General features: G+C 67.8%; 14 protein-coding genes. 7 read left to right on the top strand and 7 right to left on the bottom strand.

Annotation, left to right across the window (positions count from 1 at the left end; translation table 11 throughout):
- Position 1: 1 nt before the first annotated feature.
- Together ACVCMB_RS16995 and ACVCMB_RS16990 are read right to left on the bottom strand one after the other, a co-directional pair.
- Positions 2-622, bottom strand: coding sequence for a LemA family protein (locus ACVCMB_RS16995; protein WP_447099404.1), 621 nt, complete (start codon positions 620-622; stop codon positions 2-4).
- 73 nt (positions 623-695) lie between these two features.
- Positions 696-1067 carry a diacylglycerol kinase gene (locus ACVCMB_RS16990; protein ID WP_395117071.1) on the bottom strand — a complete coding sequence of 124 codons (372 nt, stop codon included), beginning with the start codon at positions 1065-1067 and terminating at the stop codon, positions 696-698.
- Between the two features lie 332 nt (positions 1068-1399).
- On the opposite strand from ACVCMB_RS16990, the gene ACVCMB_RS16985 reads away from it, so the two are divergent.
- The 6 genes from ACVCMB_RS16985 (at position 1400) to ACVCMB_RS16960 (ending at position 9016) form a co-directional block, all read left to right on the top strand.
- Complete coding sequence (locus tag ACVCMB_RS16985; protein WP_395117069.1) at positions 1400-2935, top strand: peptide MFS transporter; 1536 nt, start codon at positions 1400-1402, stop codon at positions 2933-2935.
- A gap of 66 nt (positions 2936-3001) precedes the next feature.
- The gene (locus ACVCMB_RS16980; protein ID WP_395117067.1) at positions 3002-4294 is read left to right on the top strand and encodes an ATP-binding protein; all 1293 of its coding nucleotides are present in this window, start codon (positions 3002-3004) and stop codon (positions 4292-4294) included.
- A 70-nt stretch (positions 4295-4364) separates the two neighbouring features.
- Complete coding sequence (locus ACVCMB_RS16975; RefSeq protein ID WP_395117065.1) at positions 4365-4949, top strand: response regulator transcription factor; 585 nt, start codon at positions 4365-4367, stop codon at positions 4947-4949.
- Between the two features lie 93 nt (positions 4950-5042).
- Entirely contained in the window at positions 5043-7331 is a 2289-nt protein-coding gene (locus tag ACVCMB_RS16970; RefSeq protein WP_447105775.1) for a TonB-dependent receptor, read from the top strand.
- A 63-nt stretch (positions 7332-7394) separates the two neighbouring features.
- Entirely contained in the window at positions 7395-8561 is a 1167-nt protein-coding gene (locus ACVCMB_RS16965; protein ID WP_447105774.1) for a sialidase family protein, read from the top strand.
- Positions 8558-9016, top strand: a complete 459-nt coding sequence (locus tag ACVCMB_RS16960) for a hypothetical protein (protein ID WP_447099407.1) — start codon at positions 8558-8560, stop codon at positions 9014-9016. The genes ACVCMB_RS16965 and ACVCMB_RS16960 overlap by 4 nt, the downstream gene beginning before the upstream one ends.
- A gap of 69 nt (positions 9017-9085) precedes the next feature.
- Here ACVCMB_RS16960 and ACVCMB_RS16955 read toward each other — a convergent pair whose 3' ends face one another.
- The 3 genes from ACVCMB_RS16955 to ACVCMB_RS16945 all read right to left on the bottom strand — a co-directional run bounded on the left by ACVCMB_RS16955 (position 9086) and on the right by ACVCMB_RS16945 (position 11873).
- Positions 9086-10087 carry an isoaspartyl peptidase/L-asparaginase family protein gene (locus tag ACVCMB_RS16955; protein ID WP_447105773.1) on the bottom strand — a complete coding sequence of 334 codons (1002 nt, stop codon included), beginning with the start codon at positions 10085-10087 and terminating at the stop codon, positions 9086-9088.
- 111 nt (positions 10088-10198) lie between these two features.
- The gene (locus ACVCMB_RS16950; RefSeq protein WP_447105772.1) at positions 10199-11515 is read right to left on the bottom strand and encodes a M56 family metallopeptidase; all 1317 of its coding nucleotides are present in this window, start codon (positions 11513-11515) and stop codon (positions 10199-10201) included.
- Positions 11502-11873, bottom strand: a complete 372-nt coding sequence (locus ACVCMB_RS16945; RefSeq protein WP_447099410.1) for a BlaI/MecI/CopY family transcriptional regulator — start codon at positions 11871-11873, stop codon at positions 11502-11504. The genes ACVCMB_RS16950 and ACVCMB_RS16945 overlap by 14 nt, the downstream gene beginning before the upstream one ends.
- A gap of 155 nt (positions 11874-12028) precedes the next feature.
- Between ACVCMB_RS16945 and ACVCMB_RS16940 the strand changes: the two genes are divergently transcribed.
- The gene (locus tag ACVCMB_RS16940; RefSeq protein WP_447099411.1) at positions 12029-13390 is read left to right on the top strand and encodes a 3-oxoacid CoA-transferase subunit B; all 1362 of its coding nucleotides are present in this window, start codon (positions 12029-12031) and stop codon (positions 13388-13390) included.
- A gap of 72 nt (positions 13391-13462) precedes the next feature.
- Here ACVCMB_RS16940 and ACVCMB_RS16935 read toward each other — a convergent pair whose 3' ends face one another.
- Entirely contained in the window at positions 13463-14500 is a 1038-nt protein-coding gene (locus ACVCMB_RS16935) for a sensor histidine kinase (RefSeq protein ID WP_447105771.1), read from the bottom strand.
- Between the two features lie 19 nt (positions 14501-14519).
- Positions 14520-15251, bottom strand: coding sequence for a response regulator transcription factor (locus ACVCMB_RS16930; RefSeq protein ID WP_395117047.1), 732 nt, complete (start codon positions 15249-15251; stop codon positions 14520-14522).
- Positions 15252-15264 lie beyond the last annotated feature (13 nt).

Here is a 15264-nt window from a genome sequence, read left to right as displayed (position 1 = left end):
TTCAGTGCGCCGAGGTCGCGGGCGCTGGCGCACTGGTGCCGAAATCCACCCTGGGCGCGGTGGAGATGGCCTTCTCGTTGTCCACGCTGAAGTTCGGCTTGACCTTGTAGCCGAACATCTTGGCGGTCATGTTGTTGGGGAAGGTGCGGATCATCGCGTTGTACTGCTGCACCGCCTGCACGTAGCGGTTGCGCGCCACGGTGACGCGGTTCTCGGTGCCTTCCAGCTGCGCCTGCAGGTTCTGGAACAGGCCGTCGGCCTTCAGCTGCGGATAGTTTTCGCTGACCACCATCAGCCGCGACAACGCGCTGCCCAGCTCGCCTTGTGCGGCCTGGAACTGCTGCAGCTTCTGCGGATCGTTGATGGTGTCGGCGTTGACCTGCAGGCTGCCCACCTTGGCGCGCGCGTTGGTCACCTCCACGAACACCTTCTCCTCGTGCTGGGCATAGCCCTTGACCGTGTTGACCAGGTTCGGCACCAGGTCGGCGCGGCGCTGGTACTGGTTCAGCACTTCGGACCAGGCTGCCTTGACCGCCTCGTCCTGACGCTGCATGGCGTTGTAGCCGCAGCCGGACATCAAGCCGACCAGCAGCAGAATCATCAAGGTACGCAAGATTTTCATGGCATCGCTCCTGAGCGGACGGATCTGCATTGCAGCATCCGGCCTGTCCCGGCGCAATGAGCACGACCGGGAGCTAAAACCAGCGCGGCAGCAGGATCAGGCCCCAGCTCAACGCCACCAGCACCAGCAGCACGAACACGGCCGCCGAACCCATGTCCTTGGCGCGGCCGGCCAGCTCGTTGAAATCGGGGCTGACCTTGTCCACCACTGCCTCGATCGCCGAATTGAGCAGCTCCGCCGACAGCACCAGCAGCGGCGCGAGGACAAGCAGGAGCTTTTCCACGCCACCCTCGCCCAGCCACAGGCCGAGCGGAATCAGCACCACCGCCAGCATCGCCTCCAGCCGAAACGACGCCTCGTGGCGCCAGGCGGCGCGCAGCCCCTTCATCGACCAGCGAAACGCGTTCCAGACCTGGCGCGGACCCCGAAAACCCTCGGCCGGCATGCTGCGCCTCCGCTTCAGGCCGACACCGGCGACGCGGCGCCGGTGCGGGAGGAAACGCGGACGCGCGCGGTCCGGGGAAAGCTTGCCTGGGGCATGGCGAACGGGCTCCTGTCGCGCCGCGGAACGCGGGCACGCCATGATGCCACAGCCGTTCCTCCGCCCCATCGGGCGCACACAGCGCAAGCACGCAGCGCACGAATTGTCATGCGGCGGTGCAGCTATGACCTTTGGGGGGATGCGCTACCCTTGCCCGGTTGTGATCCGTTCAGGGTCCAGCGGCACCGGTGCGTGCGCGCACGCCACCAGGATTTGAACCAATGCCCGGGGAAAACATGGCCACCCAGAACCCAGCCGTCTCGCAGACGAAGTCCTTCAGCACCGTCTTCCTGATCGAAATGTGGGAGCGCTTCGGCTACTACGGTATGCAGGCGCTCATCGTCTACTACATGGTCCAGCGCCTGGGCTTCCCCGATGAGCAGGCCAACCTGGTGTGGAGCGCCGCGGCGGCGCTGATCTACGTGGCACCGGCGATCGGCGGCTGGGTGGGCGACAAGATCCTCGGCACGCGGCGCACCATGCTGCTGGGCGCGACCATCCTGGCGGTCGGCTACGGGCTGATGGCCGTACCGACCGAAAGCGTCTGGTTCCTGTATTGCTCGCTGGGCGTGATCGTGGTCGGCAACGGCCTGTTCAAGCCGAACGCCGGCAACCTGGTGCGCAAGATCTACGAGGGCGACGACTCCAAGATCGACAGCGCGTTCACCATCTACTACATGGCGGTGAACATCGGCTCGACGTTCTCGATGCTGCTCACGCCGTGGATCAAGGATTACGTGAACCTGCACTACGGCAACGAGCTGGGCTGGCATGCCGCGTTTGCGGTGTGCTCGTTCGGCCTGCTGGTGGGCCTGGCCAACTACCTGGTGATGCGCCACACGCTGAACCACGTCGGTTCGGCGCCGGACGAACAGCCGATGCACGTGGGCAAGCTGCTGGCCGTGCTGGGCGTCGGCGTGCTGACCGTGTTCGCCTCGGCCTACGTGCTGGCCCATGAAGAAGTGGCGCGCATCTTCGTCTATGTGGCCGCCGCGGTGGTGCTGGGCATCTTCGCCTGGCTGATCGGCACCAGCGAGCGCTCCGAGCGCGCCGGCCTGATCGCCGCGCTGGTGCTCACCGTGCAGACGGTGTTCTTCTTCATCTTCTACCAGCAGATGTCGACCTCGCTGAACCTGTTCGCGCTGCGCAACGTGAACCCGAGCTTCGACGTGTTCGGCGTCCACCTGTGGAACTGGGCGCCGGCGCAGTTCCAGTCGTTCAACCCGATCTGGATCTTCATCCTGAGCCCGATCCTGGCGCTGCTCTACAACGCCGCCGGGCGCAGCGGCAAGGACATCTCCATCGCCACCAAGTTCGCGCTCGGCTTCGCCGCGGTGGCGCTGGGCTTCTTCATCTACAGTTGGGCCGCGCACTTCGCGGTGGATGGCAAGACCAGCTCGTGGGTGATGGTGTGGGGCTACGGCGCCTCGTCGCTGGGCGAGCTGCTGGTCAGCGGCCTGGGCCTGGCGATGATCGCGCGCTACGTGCCCGAGCGCATGGGCGGCTTCATGATGGGCGCGTACTTCGTCGCCTCGGGCGTGTCGCAGTACCTGGGCGGCATCGTGGCCAACTTCGCCAGCATTCCGGAGAACATCACCGACCCGCTGCAGACCATGCCGATCTACACCAGCCTGTTCAGCAAGCTGGGCTGGGCCGGCATCGCCTGCACCGTGATCGCGCTGGCCGTGCTGCCGCTGATGCGCAAGCTGTCGGCACAGCATCACGCGCACAACAACCCGGCGCCGCTGCCGACGATCGGTTCGGAGCAGTAAGCCCGGCGGCGATCAGGCGACCCGCCGACCCGGCGGGTCGCGACACCGCGCAACACATTGCCTGCCATGCCACAGCAGATCGTCATCCGACAGGTAGGACCCCACGCACTGACCCGCGCGCTGGCGTGGCTGCGGCTGTGCGCGATCGCCGGCCAGAGCACCGCGGTGCTGGTATGCGCATGGTGGATGGATCTGCAGATCCCGCTGCTGCCGCTGCTGCTGGGCATCGGCGTGCTGGCGGTGTTCGCCGTGTTTGCCGCCTGGCGGCTGGCGCAACCGTGGCCGCTGCGCGAGTGGGAAGCGGTCTGTCACATCGCGTTCGACACGCTGGTGCTGGGTTACCTGCTGTATTTCACCGGCGGCGCCAGCAACCCGTTCATCACCCTGCTGCTGGTGCCGATCGCGCTCACCGCGGCGGCGTTGCCCGGGCGCTCGGTGCTGGCGGTGTCGGCGCTGGCCGGCGTGGCCTACGTGATCCTGCTCTACGCGCATGTTCCGTTGCCGTTGCCCCCGCATGGCAGCGCGCCCGGGCGGTTCTCGCTGCACGTGGCGGGGATGGGCGTGAACTTCGTCATCATGGCGCTGCTGCTCAGCTTCTTCATCAGCCGCCTGGCGCGGGTGCTGCGCGAGCAGCAGAAAGAGGTGCAGCGCGTGCGCGAACGCGCGTTGCGCGGCGAGGGCATCCTGGCCATCGCCACCCAGGCGGCCGGGGCCGCGCATGAGCTGAACACGCCGCTGTCGACCATGCGCACGCTGCTGCCGGAGCTGCGCCGCGAACACGCCGGCAACCCGCTGCTGGACGAGGATCTGGCGCTGCTGGAGGACCAGGTGGATCGCTGCCGCACGATCCTGCGCGAGATGATCGCCTTCGGCAAGGCGCAGCTGTCGCAGGACCCCGAGCGCATCCGCGTGGACAAGTTCATCCACGGTTGCCTGGAGCGCTTCCAGCTGTTGCGGCCCGAAGCGGAGCTTGCCCTGAGCCTCGACGAGACGCTGGCGGCGCTGGTGCTGCGCACGCCGGCCGGGCTGCGCCATGCGCTGATCAACCTGCTCAACAATGCCGCCGACGCCTCGGCGGCCAACGGCTCCAATGCAGTGTCGCTGCGCATCACCCGCGACGACCGCTGGCTGGAGCTGAGCGTGTCCGACCGCGGCCCGGGTTTCGACACCGCCGACGAACTGACCCGGCTAGGCTATTCGCGCAAGCAGAGCGGGCTCGGCATCGGCCTGGCGCTGGCCGAGGCCACGGCCGAGCGCCTGAGCGGCGAACTGGTGGCGCGCAACGTCGAACAGGGCGCCGAGATGTGCCTGCGGCTGCCGCTGGCGGTGATCGCCGAACCGGTCGATACCGGGCGCTGACGCGCCAGGCGTGCAACCGGCGCCGCTTCCGGCAAGAATGGACGCCTGCCCGAGTGAAGGAAACCGAACCATGACCGAGTCGCCCCTTGCCGATCCGGTGCGCCCCTTGCTGCTGGTCGACGACGACGCCACGTTCCTGCGCGTGCTGGCCCGCGCGCTCGGCTCGCGCGGCTTCGAGGTCATCACCGCCAGCAATTTCGACGAGGCACGCGCGCTGACCCGCCGCCATCGCCCGCGCTACTGCGTGCTGGACCTGAAACTCGGCGAGGAGAACGGCCTGCGACTGATCCCCGAGCTGCATACCCTGGTGCCGGACCTGCGCGTGCTGCTGCTGACCGGCTATGCCTCGATCGCCACCGCGGTGGAGGCGATCAAGCGAGGTGCGCACGACTACCTCGCCAAGCCGGTGGACGCCGACGCGGTGGTGCGCGCCCTGCTCGACGGCGATGCCGCCGCGCCCGAAGACAACGAGCCGCCGGACGCCCCCGAACAGCCGCTGGCCCTGCGCCGGCTCGAGTGGGAGCACATCCAGCGCGTGCTCACCGAATGCGACGGCAACATTTCCGAGACCGCGCGCCGGCTCGGCATGCACCGCCGCACGCTGCAGCGCAAGCTCGGCAAGCACCCGGTGCGCGAGCGCCCCGGCGAGGAGTGAGGTTCGGCGCCGGCACCTTTTGGTGCCGCGCGCATCCCATGCACGCTCCATGCTGCGACAAGTTGCCGTCTGTCGCACCGCGTGCAGCGGACTATGATTGAACCTTGGACCCCCATCCAGAGTTTCACTTTGAAACGCCTCCCCTCCGGCTTTTGCGCACTTGCGCTCGTGTTGTGTGCCAGCCCCGCGCTGGCCTCCGATCCCACCCACCCGGTGACGCTGTCGCCGGTCTCGGTACACGCCAGCGACACCATGGTCACCGAGACGCCTGCCGTGCAGGTGCGCGTGACGCGCCTGCAACTGCAGCGGCAGAACAGCACCGACAGCGCCGATGCACTGAAGTACGTGCCGAACATGCAGGTGCGCAAGCGCTACATCGGCGATCCGAACGCCGTCATCAGCGGCCGCAACGCCGGCACCCTGCAGAGCGCGCGCAGCCTGGTCTATGCCGACGGGCTGCTGCTCTCCAACCTGATGACCAACGGCTGGGATGGCGCACCGCGCTGGGGCATGGTCGCGCCCGGCGAGATCGGCGCGGTCGACATTCTGTACGGACCGTATTCCGCGCTGTATCCGGGCAACTCGCTGGGCAGCACGGTGCTGATCCACACCGTGCTGCCGCAGCAGTTCACCGCCAGCGTCGACGCGAGGTTCTTCAGCCAGGACTATGCCGACGATTACGGCGCCGGAGGCCACTACGACGGCCACCAGGCCGCGTTCACCCTGGGCGACAAGCGCGGGCGTTTCAGCTGGCTGCTGGAATACAGCCGCCTCGACAACCACGGCCAACCGATGCAGTACGCCACCGCCCGGGCCGGCGGCGATCCGGCGCTCGCGGTGCCGGTGACCGGTGCCACCGCCGACCGCAACCCGAACGGTTCGCCGCGGCTGGTCTACGGCGCCAACAGCATCGAGCACACCGTGCAGGACCAGGCCAAGCTGAAGCTCGGCTTCGACCTCGGCGAGCATGTCGCGGCGCTGGCCACCGTGGGCTGGTGGCACAACCGCGCCGAGGATCGCACCCGCAGCCTGATCCGCGATGCCGACGGCACCCTGGTCAGCGGCGGCGTGATCGACGCGGCCGGCAAAACCTGGACCTTGCCCGCCAGCGGCCTGGCGCCGTCGAATGCGCGCGACACCCACCTGCTGTACGGGCTCGAACTGAACGGCACGCTGGACAACGACTGGCGCTGGACCGCCGTCGCCAGCCACTACGATTTCCGGCATTCGCGACTGCACAGCGCCAGCCTGGCCGAGCCCGGCACGCCACGCGGCGGCCCCGGCACCGTGGCGAGCAAGGATGGTTCGGGCTGGGACACGTTCGACCTGCGCAGCTCCGGCCCGCTCGGCGAGCGCCACCTGTTGTACGCCGGCGTGCACGGCGACCGCTACGTGCTGACGACGCGCGTGCGCGATGCCAGCGACTGGCGCAGCGGCGCCGACGGAGCATTGCGCAGCGTCTACGCCGGCCGCACCCAGACCCGCGCCGCCTACCTGCAGGACGTGTGGAGCTTCACCGACACCTGGACGCTGACCCTCGGCGGTCGCCTGGAGCAATGGCGCGCCTACCGCGGCGTGCTCGCCAACGCCGTCGACACGCTGCGCTACGCCGACCGCAAGCGCACCGATTTCTCGCCCAAGGCTGCGCTGACCTGGGACTTCGCACAGGACTGGGAGCTGCGACTGGCCTGGGGCAAGGCGGTGCGCTACCCCACCGTGTCCGAACTGTTCCAGGGCAGCATCTCGGCCGGCGCCATCGTCAACAACAATCCCGCGCTCGCGCCGGAAGTCGACCGCTCCACCGACCTCACCCTGACCCGCCACACGGGCAACGGCCACTGGCGCGTCTCGCTGTACCAGGACCTGATCGCCGATTCGCTGTACACGCAGACCGACATCACCGTCAGCCCCAGCGTGACCAGCGTGCAGAACATCGACCGCATGCGCGGACGCGGCATAGAAGGCGCGTTCGACTTCCACGACGTCTGGCTCGACGGGCTCGACCTGTCCGCCAGCCTCGCCTTCAACGATGCCCGCACGCTGCGCGATCGCCAGTACCCGCTGGCCGAGGGCAAGGTATTCCCGCGCATCCCGAAGCTGCGCGCCAGCGTGTTCGCGGATTACCGCTTCGCACCACAGTGGGACGCCTCGCTGGGCATCCGCCACTCCGGCCGCCAGTACGGCAGCCTGGACAACAGCGACCATGTCGACAGCTACGGCGCGGTGAGCCGTTTCACCGTCGCCGACGCAAAGCTGCGCTGGAAGTTCGCGCCGGCCTGGACTGCCGCGCTGGGCGTGGACAACATCGGCAATACACATTACTGGGTCTACCATCCCTACGCCGGTCGTACCTGGTTCGGCGAGCTGCGCTGGGAGTTGTGACATCCCCTACCGACCTCCCCTTGCGGGCAGGGGAAGCAAGGCCGAAAACCCGAGGAACACTCCATGCGCCACCTGCTGATCGCCCTGCTCTGCCTGCTCTCGCCCGTCGCCTTCGCCCACGACGGCATGCACATGGAGATGCCGAAAAGCCCCGCGCTGGGCGCCAGCGCGGCGTTCGACAGCCATGGCGGCCTGTACGTCGTGGACGCGGCCGATGGCCACGTGCGGCTGCGCCACTCCGACGACGACGGTCGCACGCTGAGCGCGCCGATGCCGGTGAACGCGGTCGCCGAACGCATCTACAGCGAAGGCGAGAACCGGCCGAAGATCGCCTTCGGTCCGCACGACGAGCTCTACGTGAGCTGGTCGCAGCCGCGCGCCGCGCCGTGGACCGGCTTCGTGCGGTTTGCCCGTTCGGTGGACGGCGGCGAACACTTCAGCACGCCGATCACCGTGCACCACGACCGCGCCGAGATCACCCATCGCTTCGATGCGCTGGCCGTGGATGGCCACGGCCGCATCGTGGTCGCCTGGATCGACAAGCGTGATCTCGAGGCCGCAAAGGCAGCCGGCCGGCCGTACGAAGGTGCCGCGGTGTACTACAGCTGGTCCGACGATGGCGGCAAGAGCTTCGTGCCGGAACGCAAGCTGGTCGACCACAGTTGCGAATGCTGCCGCATCGCGCTGGCGCGCATGCCCGACGGCGAGGTCGCCGCGTTCTTCCGCGGCATTTATGGCGACAACATCCGCGACCACGCGTTTGCCGTGCTGCACACCGACGGCCGTGCACCCCATGTCGAGCGTGCGACCTTCAGCGACTGGCACATCGCCGGCTGCCCGCACCATGGTCCGGGCTTGGGCGTCGGCGCCGACGGCGTGCGTCACGCGGTGTGGTACGAGGCCGGCCACGGTCCCGCAATCTGGTACGGCCAGCTCGATCCCGGCCAGCGGCCGCAGCAGTTGCTGAAGCTCGCCGGGGCCGGCGCCAGCCACGCCGATGTGGCAGTGCATGGCCGCACTGTCTGGGTGACCTGGAACCAGGTCGATGCGGATGGCTATCGCCTGATGCTGCGCCGATCGACCGACAACGGCGCACACTTCGACGCTGCCCGCGAGATCGCGAGCAGCGCCGGCGCCGCCGGCTCGCCGCAGTTGTTGCAGAAGGACGGCCACGCCTTCGTCGCATGGAACACGGCCCAAGGCTTTCGCCTGATCCGGGTGACGCCATGAAGCGACTGGTGCTGATCGTGGCCCTGTTGTTCCCCGTGCTGGCCATGGCCGGCACGCTGCAACCGCTGGCCGCCGGCGACATCGCCGCCCTGCTGAAGCCGCCGACGCACGGCGAGCGGATCATCGCGCTGTGGGCGCTGGACTGTGCCTATTGCGAACCCAATCTGGAGGCGCTGGCCAAACTGCAGCGCACCCATCCGCGCGACATCGAACTGGTGATCGTCACCACCGACAGCATCGAACGCCGCCGGGCGATCGAGGCACGGCTGCAGCACATGAAAGTGGACGGCCTCCCGAATCGCGCCTACGCCGAAGCCATGCCCGAGCGCCTCAACTTCCTGCTCGATCCGACCTGGGGCGGCGAGACCCCGCGCGTACTGGTGATTCGCGCCGACGGCAGTCGCCTGGGAATCAGCGGCGAACTCACTCCCGCGCAGATGCGCAAAATCAGGTAGGACTCGCGCTGCCCGCCGGCTCTTCCGTGCACCGCGGCCGGGAGCGGCGGACGGTGTCCGCCCAGCGCGTCAGGGTTGGGCGTCGCTCTCGGCGGGAACCGGCTCCGGGATTTCCGTGGTGCCGTCATCCTCGTCGCCGTAGATCGCCACGTGCGGCACACCGTCGGCGCCGATCCAGCCACGATACATGCCGTCGGTGTTGAACGGGATCGCGATGTGGCCCTCCGCGTCCAGCGCGATGGCGCCGCCGTTGCCGCCCATCGACGGGATCTGCTGGTTGATCACCTCGGCGGCGGCGCGTTTCAGCGGCACGCGCATCTGGGTCACTTTCATGCAGATCGAATGTGCCGCGACGGCACGGATGTAGAACTCGCCCCAGCCCGTGCCGGAGACCGCGCAGCCCTCGTTGGCATAGGTGCCGGCGCCGATGATCGGCGAATCGCCGATGCGGCCCCAGCGCTTGTCGGTCATGCCGCCGGTGGAGGTGCCGGCGGCCAGGTGGCCGCGCGCGTCCAGCGCCACCGCACCCACCGTGCCGAAGTGTTTGGCCGTCTCGACGTCCGCATGCGGCTGCTTCGCCGCATCCTCCTTCAGCGCCCGCTGCAATTGCTGCCAGCGCGCATCGGTGCGGAAATACGCGGCATCGACCAGGGTGATGCCCTGCTCCTTGGCGAACTCTTCCGCACCGGCGCCGGACAGCATCACGTGCGGCGAATGCTCCATCACCGCGCGCGCCAGCAGGATCGGATTCTTCACGTGTTCGACCCCCGCCACCGCGCCGGCACGCAGGGTGTCGCCATCCATGATCGCCGCGTCGAGCTCGTTTCTCCCGTCATGGGTGAACACCGCGCCCTTGCCCGCGTTGAAGTTCGGATCGTCCTCCAGCACGGTGATCGCCGCAGTCACCGCGTCCAGCGCGCTGTCGCCGGCCTTGAGCCGGGCATGGCCCTGCTGCAGCGCCCGGGTCATCGCCGCACGCACGGCCTGCTCCTTCGCCGGCGTCATGTCACGCACGACCACGCCGGCGCCGCCGTGGATGACCAGCACGGGCGAAACGGCGGCGTGACTCATGGCGGTGATTCCGAAGACAGCAAGGGCAAGGAACAGGTATGGCGGCTTCACATGAGACTCCTCGAACGCATGTCGCGGAGTATAGCCAAGGGCGCCAGCCTGGCCCGGCACTCAACAACCGACGCTGGGCGTCAACTCGATCTTGATGGTGTGATCTTCAACTGTCCTGCCGTCCTTGCCGGCCACCTGCTGACCCACCTGGATCGTGGCCGTCTGTCCCGGATGGGTGCGGACCCTGGGATCGACCGGGGCCGGCAACGAACCGCCGCTCAAATGCGCCTGCACTTCCAGCATGCCGTGTTCGCCCGGCACGACGGTGTAACGGCCATGCCATGGCGGCAGCGTGCCGATGGCGGTCTGGGTATCCGTGTAGTACTCGCCCGGTTTCAGGCAGCTCGTTGCGTGCAGGCGTGCAGGCTGCCCATCCACGCCAAGTGCCAGCTTGAGCGTATAGCGATGGGCGGGACCTGCGGAGTCGGACGACGATGCCGGCGGCCCGGGCTGGCTGGCAGCGAAGGCCAGGCCGCTCACAGCCAGCGCCAGCAGGAGCATGGTCGCCAGGCCGGACATTCGGCGACGAGGATCGGGACGCGGCAATTTCAACATGGCGATACGCTCCGTGAGTGGGTGGCGAGGTGACCAGGAACAGCCCACGGGCAAGGCAAGTATCGCCGATGGGGTTTTCAGCATGGCTTGCGCATACGCGCGCCGTTGCCTGCCGTGCTGGCGCAGAACGCTGGCATCGCAGGCCAGCTCCTGGTCCTGGCGAAATGCGGCAAGCGCCCACCATGAGAACGGATGGAACCAGAACGCCGCAGCGAGGCACTGCGCCAACAGACACCAGCAGCCGTCGCGCCGGCGCGCATGCGCCATCTCGTGGGCCAGGATCAACGCCTGCTCGACGCGGTCGTAGCGCCGTTCGAAATCCGCGGGGAGCACGATGCGGCACCGCCACGCACCGACCACCGCCGGACCGACACTGGCACTTGCCGCGAGCAACACTGGCCAGCGCGAGGACGGCACGAGCAGTTGCTTGGCGCCCGAAAGGCGCTGCCGATAGCGCCACTGGGCAAGCAGGCCCAGCAGGACCATCAACGCGGCGCCCGCCAACCACACCGGAGCCAGGCCGCCGCGCCAGTCGAACTCCGCTCCGTTGGCGTCCGGGACAGGCAATGCGGCGCCCGCCGACGTGATCGCGTAGACCAGTGCGGGAAGCGTCGTACGCTCGGCTCCCGCCGCATGCGGCAACTGGCTCGCCAGCACCGCCAATGGCGGCAACAACCACAACTGGAACGCACGCTCGGTGCCGAACAGGCGGCGACACGGCCTGCGCAGGGCGGCGACGATCATTACGGCGACGGTGAATGCCAGCAGTGCCAACCAGCCATGGCTGGCCCACACCGCCATCAGCGCATCAATGCTGCTCATCGTCGAGCTCCTTCAGCAGCTTGCGCAGTTCGGCGATGTCCTTCTTCGACAGCTTGCGCTGCTCGGAGAAGTGCGCCACCAAGGGCGCCACGCGGCCGCCGAACAGACGATCGAGCAGGCCCTTGCTCTCCTGCTGCACGTATTGCTCGCGCGCCAGCAGCGGCGTGTAGAGGTAGCGGCGGCCGTCGCGTTCGGCCTGCACGGCCTTTTTCTTCAGCAGGCGGTTGAGCAGGGACTTCACCGTGCCCTCCTGCCAGCCCTGCGCAGGCCCGACCTCGGCCAGGATCTCCTCGGCCGTGCGCGGGGCCTCGCGCCAGAGCACGTCCATCACCACCGCTTCGGCTTCGCTGATCGCCATGAGTCACCGTTTACGCGTGTAAGTGAATCTATGTTTACATGCGTAATTGTTCGCGTCAAGCCATCTGCCTGCCTGTCTGCGACCTTGGTACAAGGCCGGCCGGCGCGATTCCGTCGTATCCTTGGCAGCTGACTCTCCATGAGGAAGGCACGGCAATGGACAAGGTTTACCCGAGCGCGACGAAAGCCCTTGAGGGCGTGTTGTTCGACGGCATGACGATCGCCGCCGGCGGTTTCGGCCTGTGCGGCATCCCCGAGAACCTGATCGGCGGCCTGCTGCAGGCTGGCACCAGGGACCTGACCATCGTGGGCAACAACGCCGGCGTGGACGATTTCGGCATGGGCCCGCTGCTCAAGACCCACCAGGTCAAGCGCGTGTACGCCTCGTACGTGGGCGAGAACAAGGAGTTCGAGCGGCAGACGCTGGCCGGCGAACTGGAGCTGCACCTGACGCCGCAGGGCACGCTGGCCGAGAAGCTGCGCGCCGGCGGCGCCGGCATCCCCGGCTTCTACACGCGCACCGCGTTCGGCACCAAGCTGGCCGAGGGCAAGGAGACCAAGGTATTCAACGGCAAGGAGTACGTGCTGGAGGAATCCATCACCGCCGACCTGTCCATCGTCAAGGCGTGGAAGGGCGACGCGATGGGCAACCTGGTGTTCCGCGAGACGGCGCGCAATTTCAACCCGATGATCGCCACCTGCGGCAAGGTCTGCGTGGCCGAGGTGGAGCACCTGGTGCCGGTCGGCGAGCTGGACCCGAACAACATCCACGTGCCGGGCATCTACGTCGACCGCATCGTGCAGGGCGAGAAGTACGAGAAGCGCATCGAGATCCGCACCCTCGCCGGCGCCAACACCGGCAAGGAAAACCCGACGCGCACCGCGATGGCACAGCGCGCCGCGAAGGAATTGCGCGACGGTTACTACGTGAACCTCGGCATCGGCATCCCCACCCTGGTGGCCAACCACATCCCGGCCGGCGTGAACGTGGTGCTGCAGTCGGAGAACGGCCTGCTCGGCATCGGCCCGTTCCCCACCGAGGATCAGGTCGACCCCGACCTGATCAACGCCGGCAAGCAGACCATCACCACCCTGCCCGGCTCGGCGTTCTTCTCCAGCGCCGATTCCTTCGCGATGATCCGCGGCGGCCACATCGACCTGTCGATCCTCGGCGGCATGGAAGTCTCCGCCACCGGCGATCTCGCCAACTGGATGGTACCCGGCAAGATGGTCAAGGGCCCGGGCGGCGCGATGGACCTGGTCAGCGGCGTGCGCCGCGTGGTGGTGTTGATGGAGCACTGCGCGAAGGACGGCTCGCCGAAGATCAAGCAGCAATGCGAGTTGCCGATCACCGGCAAGGAATGCGTGGACCTCGTCATCACCGACCTGTGCGTGTTCTCGGTGGAGAAGGGCAAGGGCCTGACCCTGATCGAGCTCAACGACGGCGTGAGCCTGGGCGACGTGAAGGCGAAGACCGGCTGCGCGTTCGCCGTGGCGCCGGCGCTGCAAGCCGGCTGATTCGCGCAGGAGCGCGCTTGCGCGCGATGCCTCCCGTCACGCGACGACGGGGCGTTGCGCGTTGCCGGGCGCCTACGCGTTCGGGCTTTGCCCGCCCGCCGGCAGGGCGTCGGGAAAACGGATGCGCGCGATGCTTTCGCCTCCTGCATGCGTCTGCAGCTCCAGCGGCCAGCCGAAGCGGTCGCTGATCTGCCGCGCGATCGCCAGCTCGAATCCGTGCCGATCGGCACCGGGCGCGCCCGCATCGACATCGGCAACGGCATCGGCATCGCCAGCGCCAGCGTCTTTCGCCGGGGCGAGGTTGCGCACGCTTACCATGCCGGGTTCGACGCTGACCACCACGCTGCCGCGCTCGGCCTGCTGGCAGGCATTGCGCAGAAGCTGCCAGCACAGCACCGAGAACACCCGTGGCGAGCTGTCCAGCGCAAAGGTCGCCGGCTGTTCCAGGCGCAACTCGATCGGCCGGCCGCAGAGCATTTCGCGCGCGGCCTGAAGTTCGCCCTGCAGCACGTCGTTCACCACGAAGCGCTCGGTATCCACCGGCGTGCCGGCATCGCGTGCGAGCACCAGCAGCGCCTCGACCAGCATTTCCAGTTCGCGCGAGGCACGCTTGATCCGGCGCACCGAGCGCGAGCCGAAATCGCTCAGGCCCTGCTCGTCGACCAGCATGTCGACCGACATGCGGATCACCGTCAGCGGACTGCGCAGTTCGTGGCTGGCGTCGCGGGTGAAGTTGCGCTCGCGCTGACCGTAACCGGCGATGCGCGTGGCGAAGCCGTGTAGGCCGCGCGCCAGCGACGCCACGTCCGCATCCGTGCGGCGTGACAGGCGTTGCGGGTGGAACGCTTCCGGGTCGGGCCGGGCATCGTTCCAGCCGGCCATCAATCGCGCCAGCGAGCGGATCTGCACCCACTCGTGCTGGGCGGCCAGGCACGCCAGCACGGTGGTGATGAGGATCAGCACGATCACCGCTTCCCACGGCGCGACGTTGAAAATGCCCATCGCGCCGATGATCAGCAGGGCCACGAACTGCAAGCCGAACACCCAGGCGATGCGTCGCTTGAAGGCTCCCGTGCGGAATGTGATCGCGTTCGACACCCTGCTGTTCATTGCCCTCGCCGCCTCGCCATCACGCAGGTTGCTGCGCCGACGCCATTTCCGATTCCAGGTCGGCCAGCCGGTAGCCAGCGGAATGGATGGTATGTAGCAAAGGTCGTGCGAAGGGTTTGTCGATGACGCGACGCAAGTTGTACAGGTGCGAGCGCAGCGTGTCCGAATCGGGCAGCGTGTCGCCCCAGATCTCGCGCTCGATGTCGCGCCGGCTGACCACGCGCGGCGATTCGCGCATCAGGATCGCGAGCAGTTTCAGGCCGATCGGCGACACCACCAGATCCTGGCCCTCGCGGGTCAGCCGCAGCGTGGCGGTGTCCAGCGTCATGTCGCCCACGGTGAGCACTTCGGTGGATACCTGGCGGCGGTCGCGGCGGATCAGCGCGCGCAGCCGCGCCACCAGTTCGCGCACCTCGAACGGCTTGACCAGGTAGTCGTCGGCGCCGGCCTCCAGGCCGACCAGCTTGTCTTCCAGCGTGTCGCGCGCGGTGAGCATCAGCACGGGCGTGGACTTCTTCGCCTCCTTGCGCAGCTTGCGGCACAGCTCCAGGCCGTCCAACCCGGGCAGCATCAGGTCCAGCACGATCACGTCGTAACTGTTGGATACGGCCAGGTGCAACCCGCTCACGCCGTCGGCCGCGTAATCGACGGAATACCCCCGCATTTCAAGGAACTCGCCCACCATCTCGGCGATCTGGCGGTTGTCTTCAACCAGCAGGATCAGGCCCGCTTGCTCGTCATGAGTCGTCATGTCTTGCCTCGCT

This window comes from Rhodanobacter sp. UC4443_H10 (genome assembly GCF_052978325.1).
This window is presented reverse-complemented; position numbering and strand designations above follow the sequence as displayed.

What these genes read in the sequence shown, in the direction of transcription:
- ACVCMB_RS16995 (WP_447099404.1), bottom strand. Translation starts at nt 622, where the DNA reads ATGAAAATCTTGCGTACCTTGATGATTCTGCTGCTGGTCGGCTTGATG.
- ACVCMB_RS16985 (WP_395117069.1), top strand. Translation starts at nt 1,400, where the DNA reads ATGGCCACCCAGAACCCAGCCGTCTCGCAGACGAAGTCCTTCAGCACC.
- ACVCMB_RS16970 (WP_447105775.1), top strand. Translation starts at nt 5,043, where the DNA reads ATGATTGAACCTTGGACCCCCATCCAGAGTTTCACTTTGAAACGCCTC.
- ACVCMB_RS16945 (WP_447099410.1), bottom strand. Translation starts at nt 11,873, where the DNA reads ATGGCGATCAGCGAAGCCGAAGCGGTGGTGATGGACGTGCTCTGGCGC.
- ACVCMB_RS16960 (WP_447099407.1), top strand. Translation starts at nt 8,558, where the DNA reads ATGAAGCGACTGGTGCTGATCGTGGCCCTGTTGTTCCCCGTGCTGGCC.
- ACVCMB_RS16935 (WP_447105771.1), bottom strand. Translation starts at nt 14,500, where the DNA reads ATGAACAGCAGGGTGTCGAACGCGATCACATTCCGCACGGGAGCCTTC.
- ACVCMB_RS16940 (WP_447099411.1), top strand. Translation starts at nt 12,029, where the DNA reads ATGGACAAGGTTTACCCGAGCGCGACGAAAGCCCTTGAGGGCGTGTTG.
- ACVCMB_RS16980 (WP_395117067.1), top strand. Translation starts at nt 3,002, where the DNA reads ATGCCACAGCAGATCGTCATCCGACAGGTAGGACCCCACGCACTGACC.
- ACVCMB_RS16930 (WP_395117047.1), bottom strand. Translation starts at nt 15,251, where the DNA reads ATGACGACTCATGACGAGCAAGCGGGCCTGATCCTGCTGGTTGAAGAC.
- ACVCMB_RS16950 (WP_447105772.1), bottom strand. Translation starts at nt 11,515, where the DNA reads ATGAGCAGCATTGATGCGCTGATGGCGGTGTGGGCCAGCCATGGCTGG.
- ACVCMB_RS16965 (WP_447105774.1), top strand. Translation starts at nt 7,395, where the DNA reads ATGCGCCACCTGCTGATCGCCCTGCTCTGCCTGCTCTCGCCCGTCGCC.
- ACVCMB_RS16990 (WP_395117071.1), bottom strand. Translation starts at nt 1,067, where the DNA reads ATGCCGGCCGAGGGTTTTCGGGGTCCGCGCCAGGTCTGGAACGCGTTT.
- ACVCMB_RS16955 (WP_447105773.1), bottom strand. Translation starts at nt 10,087, where the DNA reads ATGAGTCACGCCGCCGTTTCGCCCGTGCTGGTCATCCACGGCGGCGCC.
- ACVCMB_RS16975 (WP_395117065.1), top strand. Translation starts at nt 4,365, where the DNA reads ATGACCGAGTCGCCCCTTGCCGATCCGGTGCGCCCCTTGCTGCTGGTC.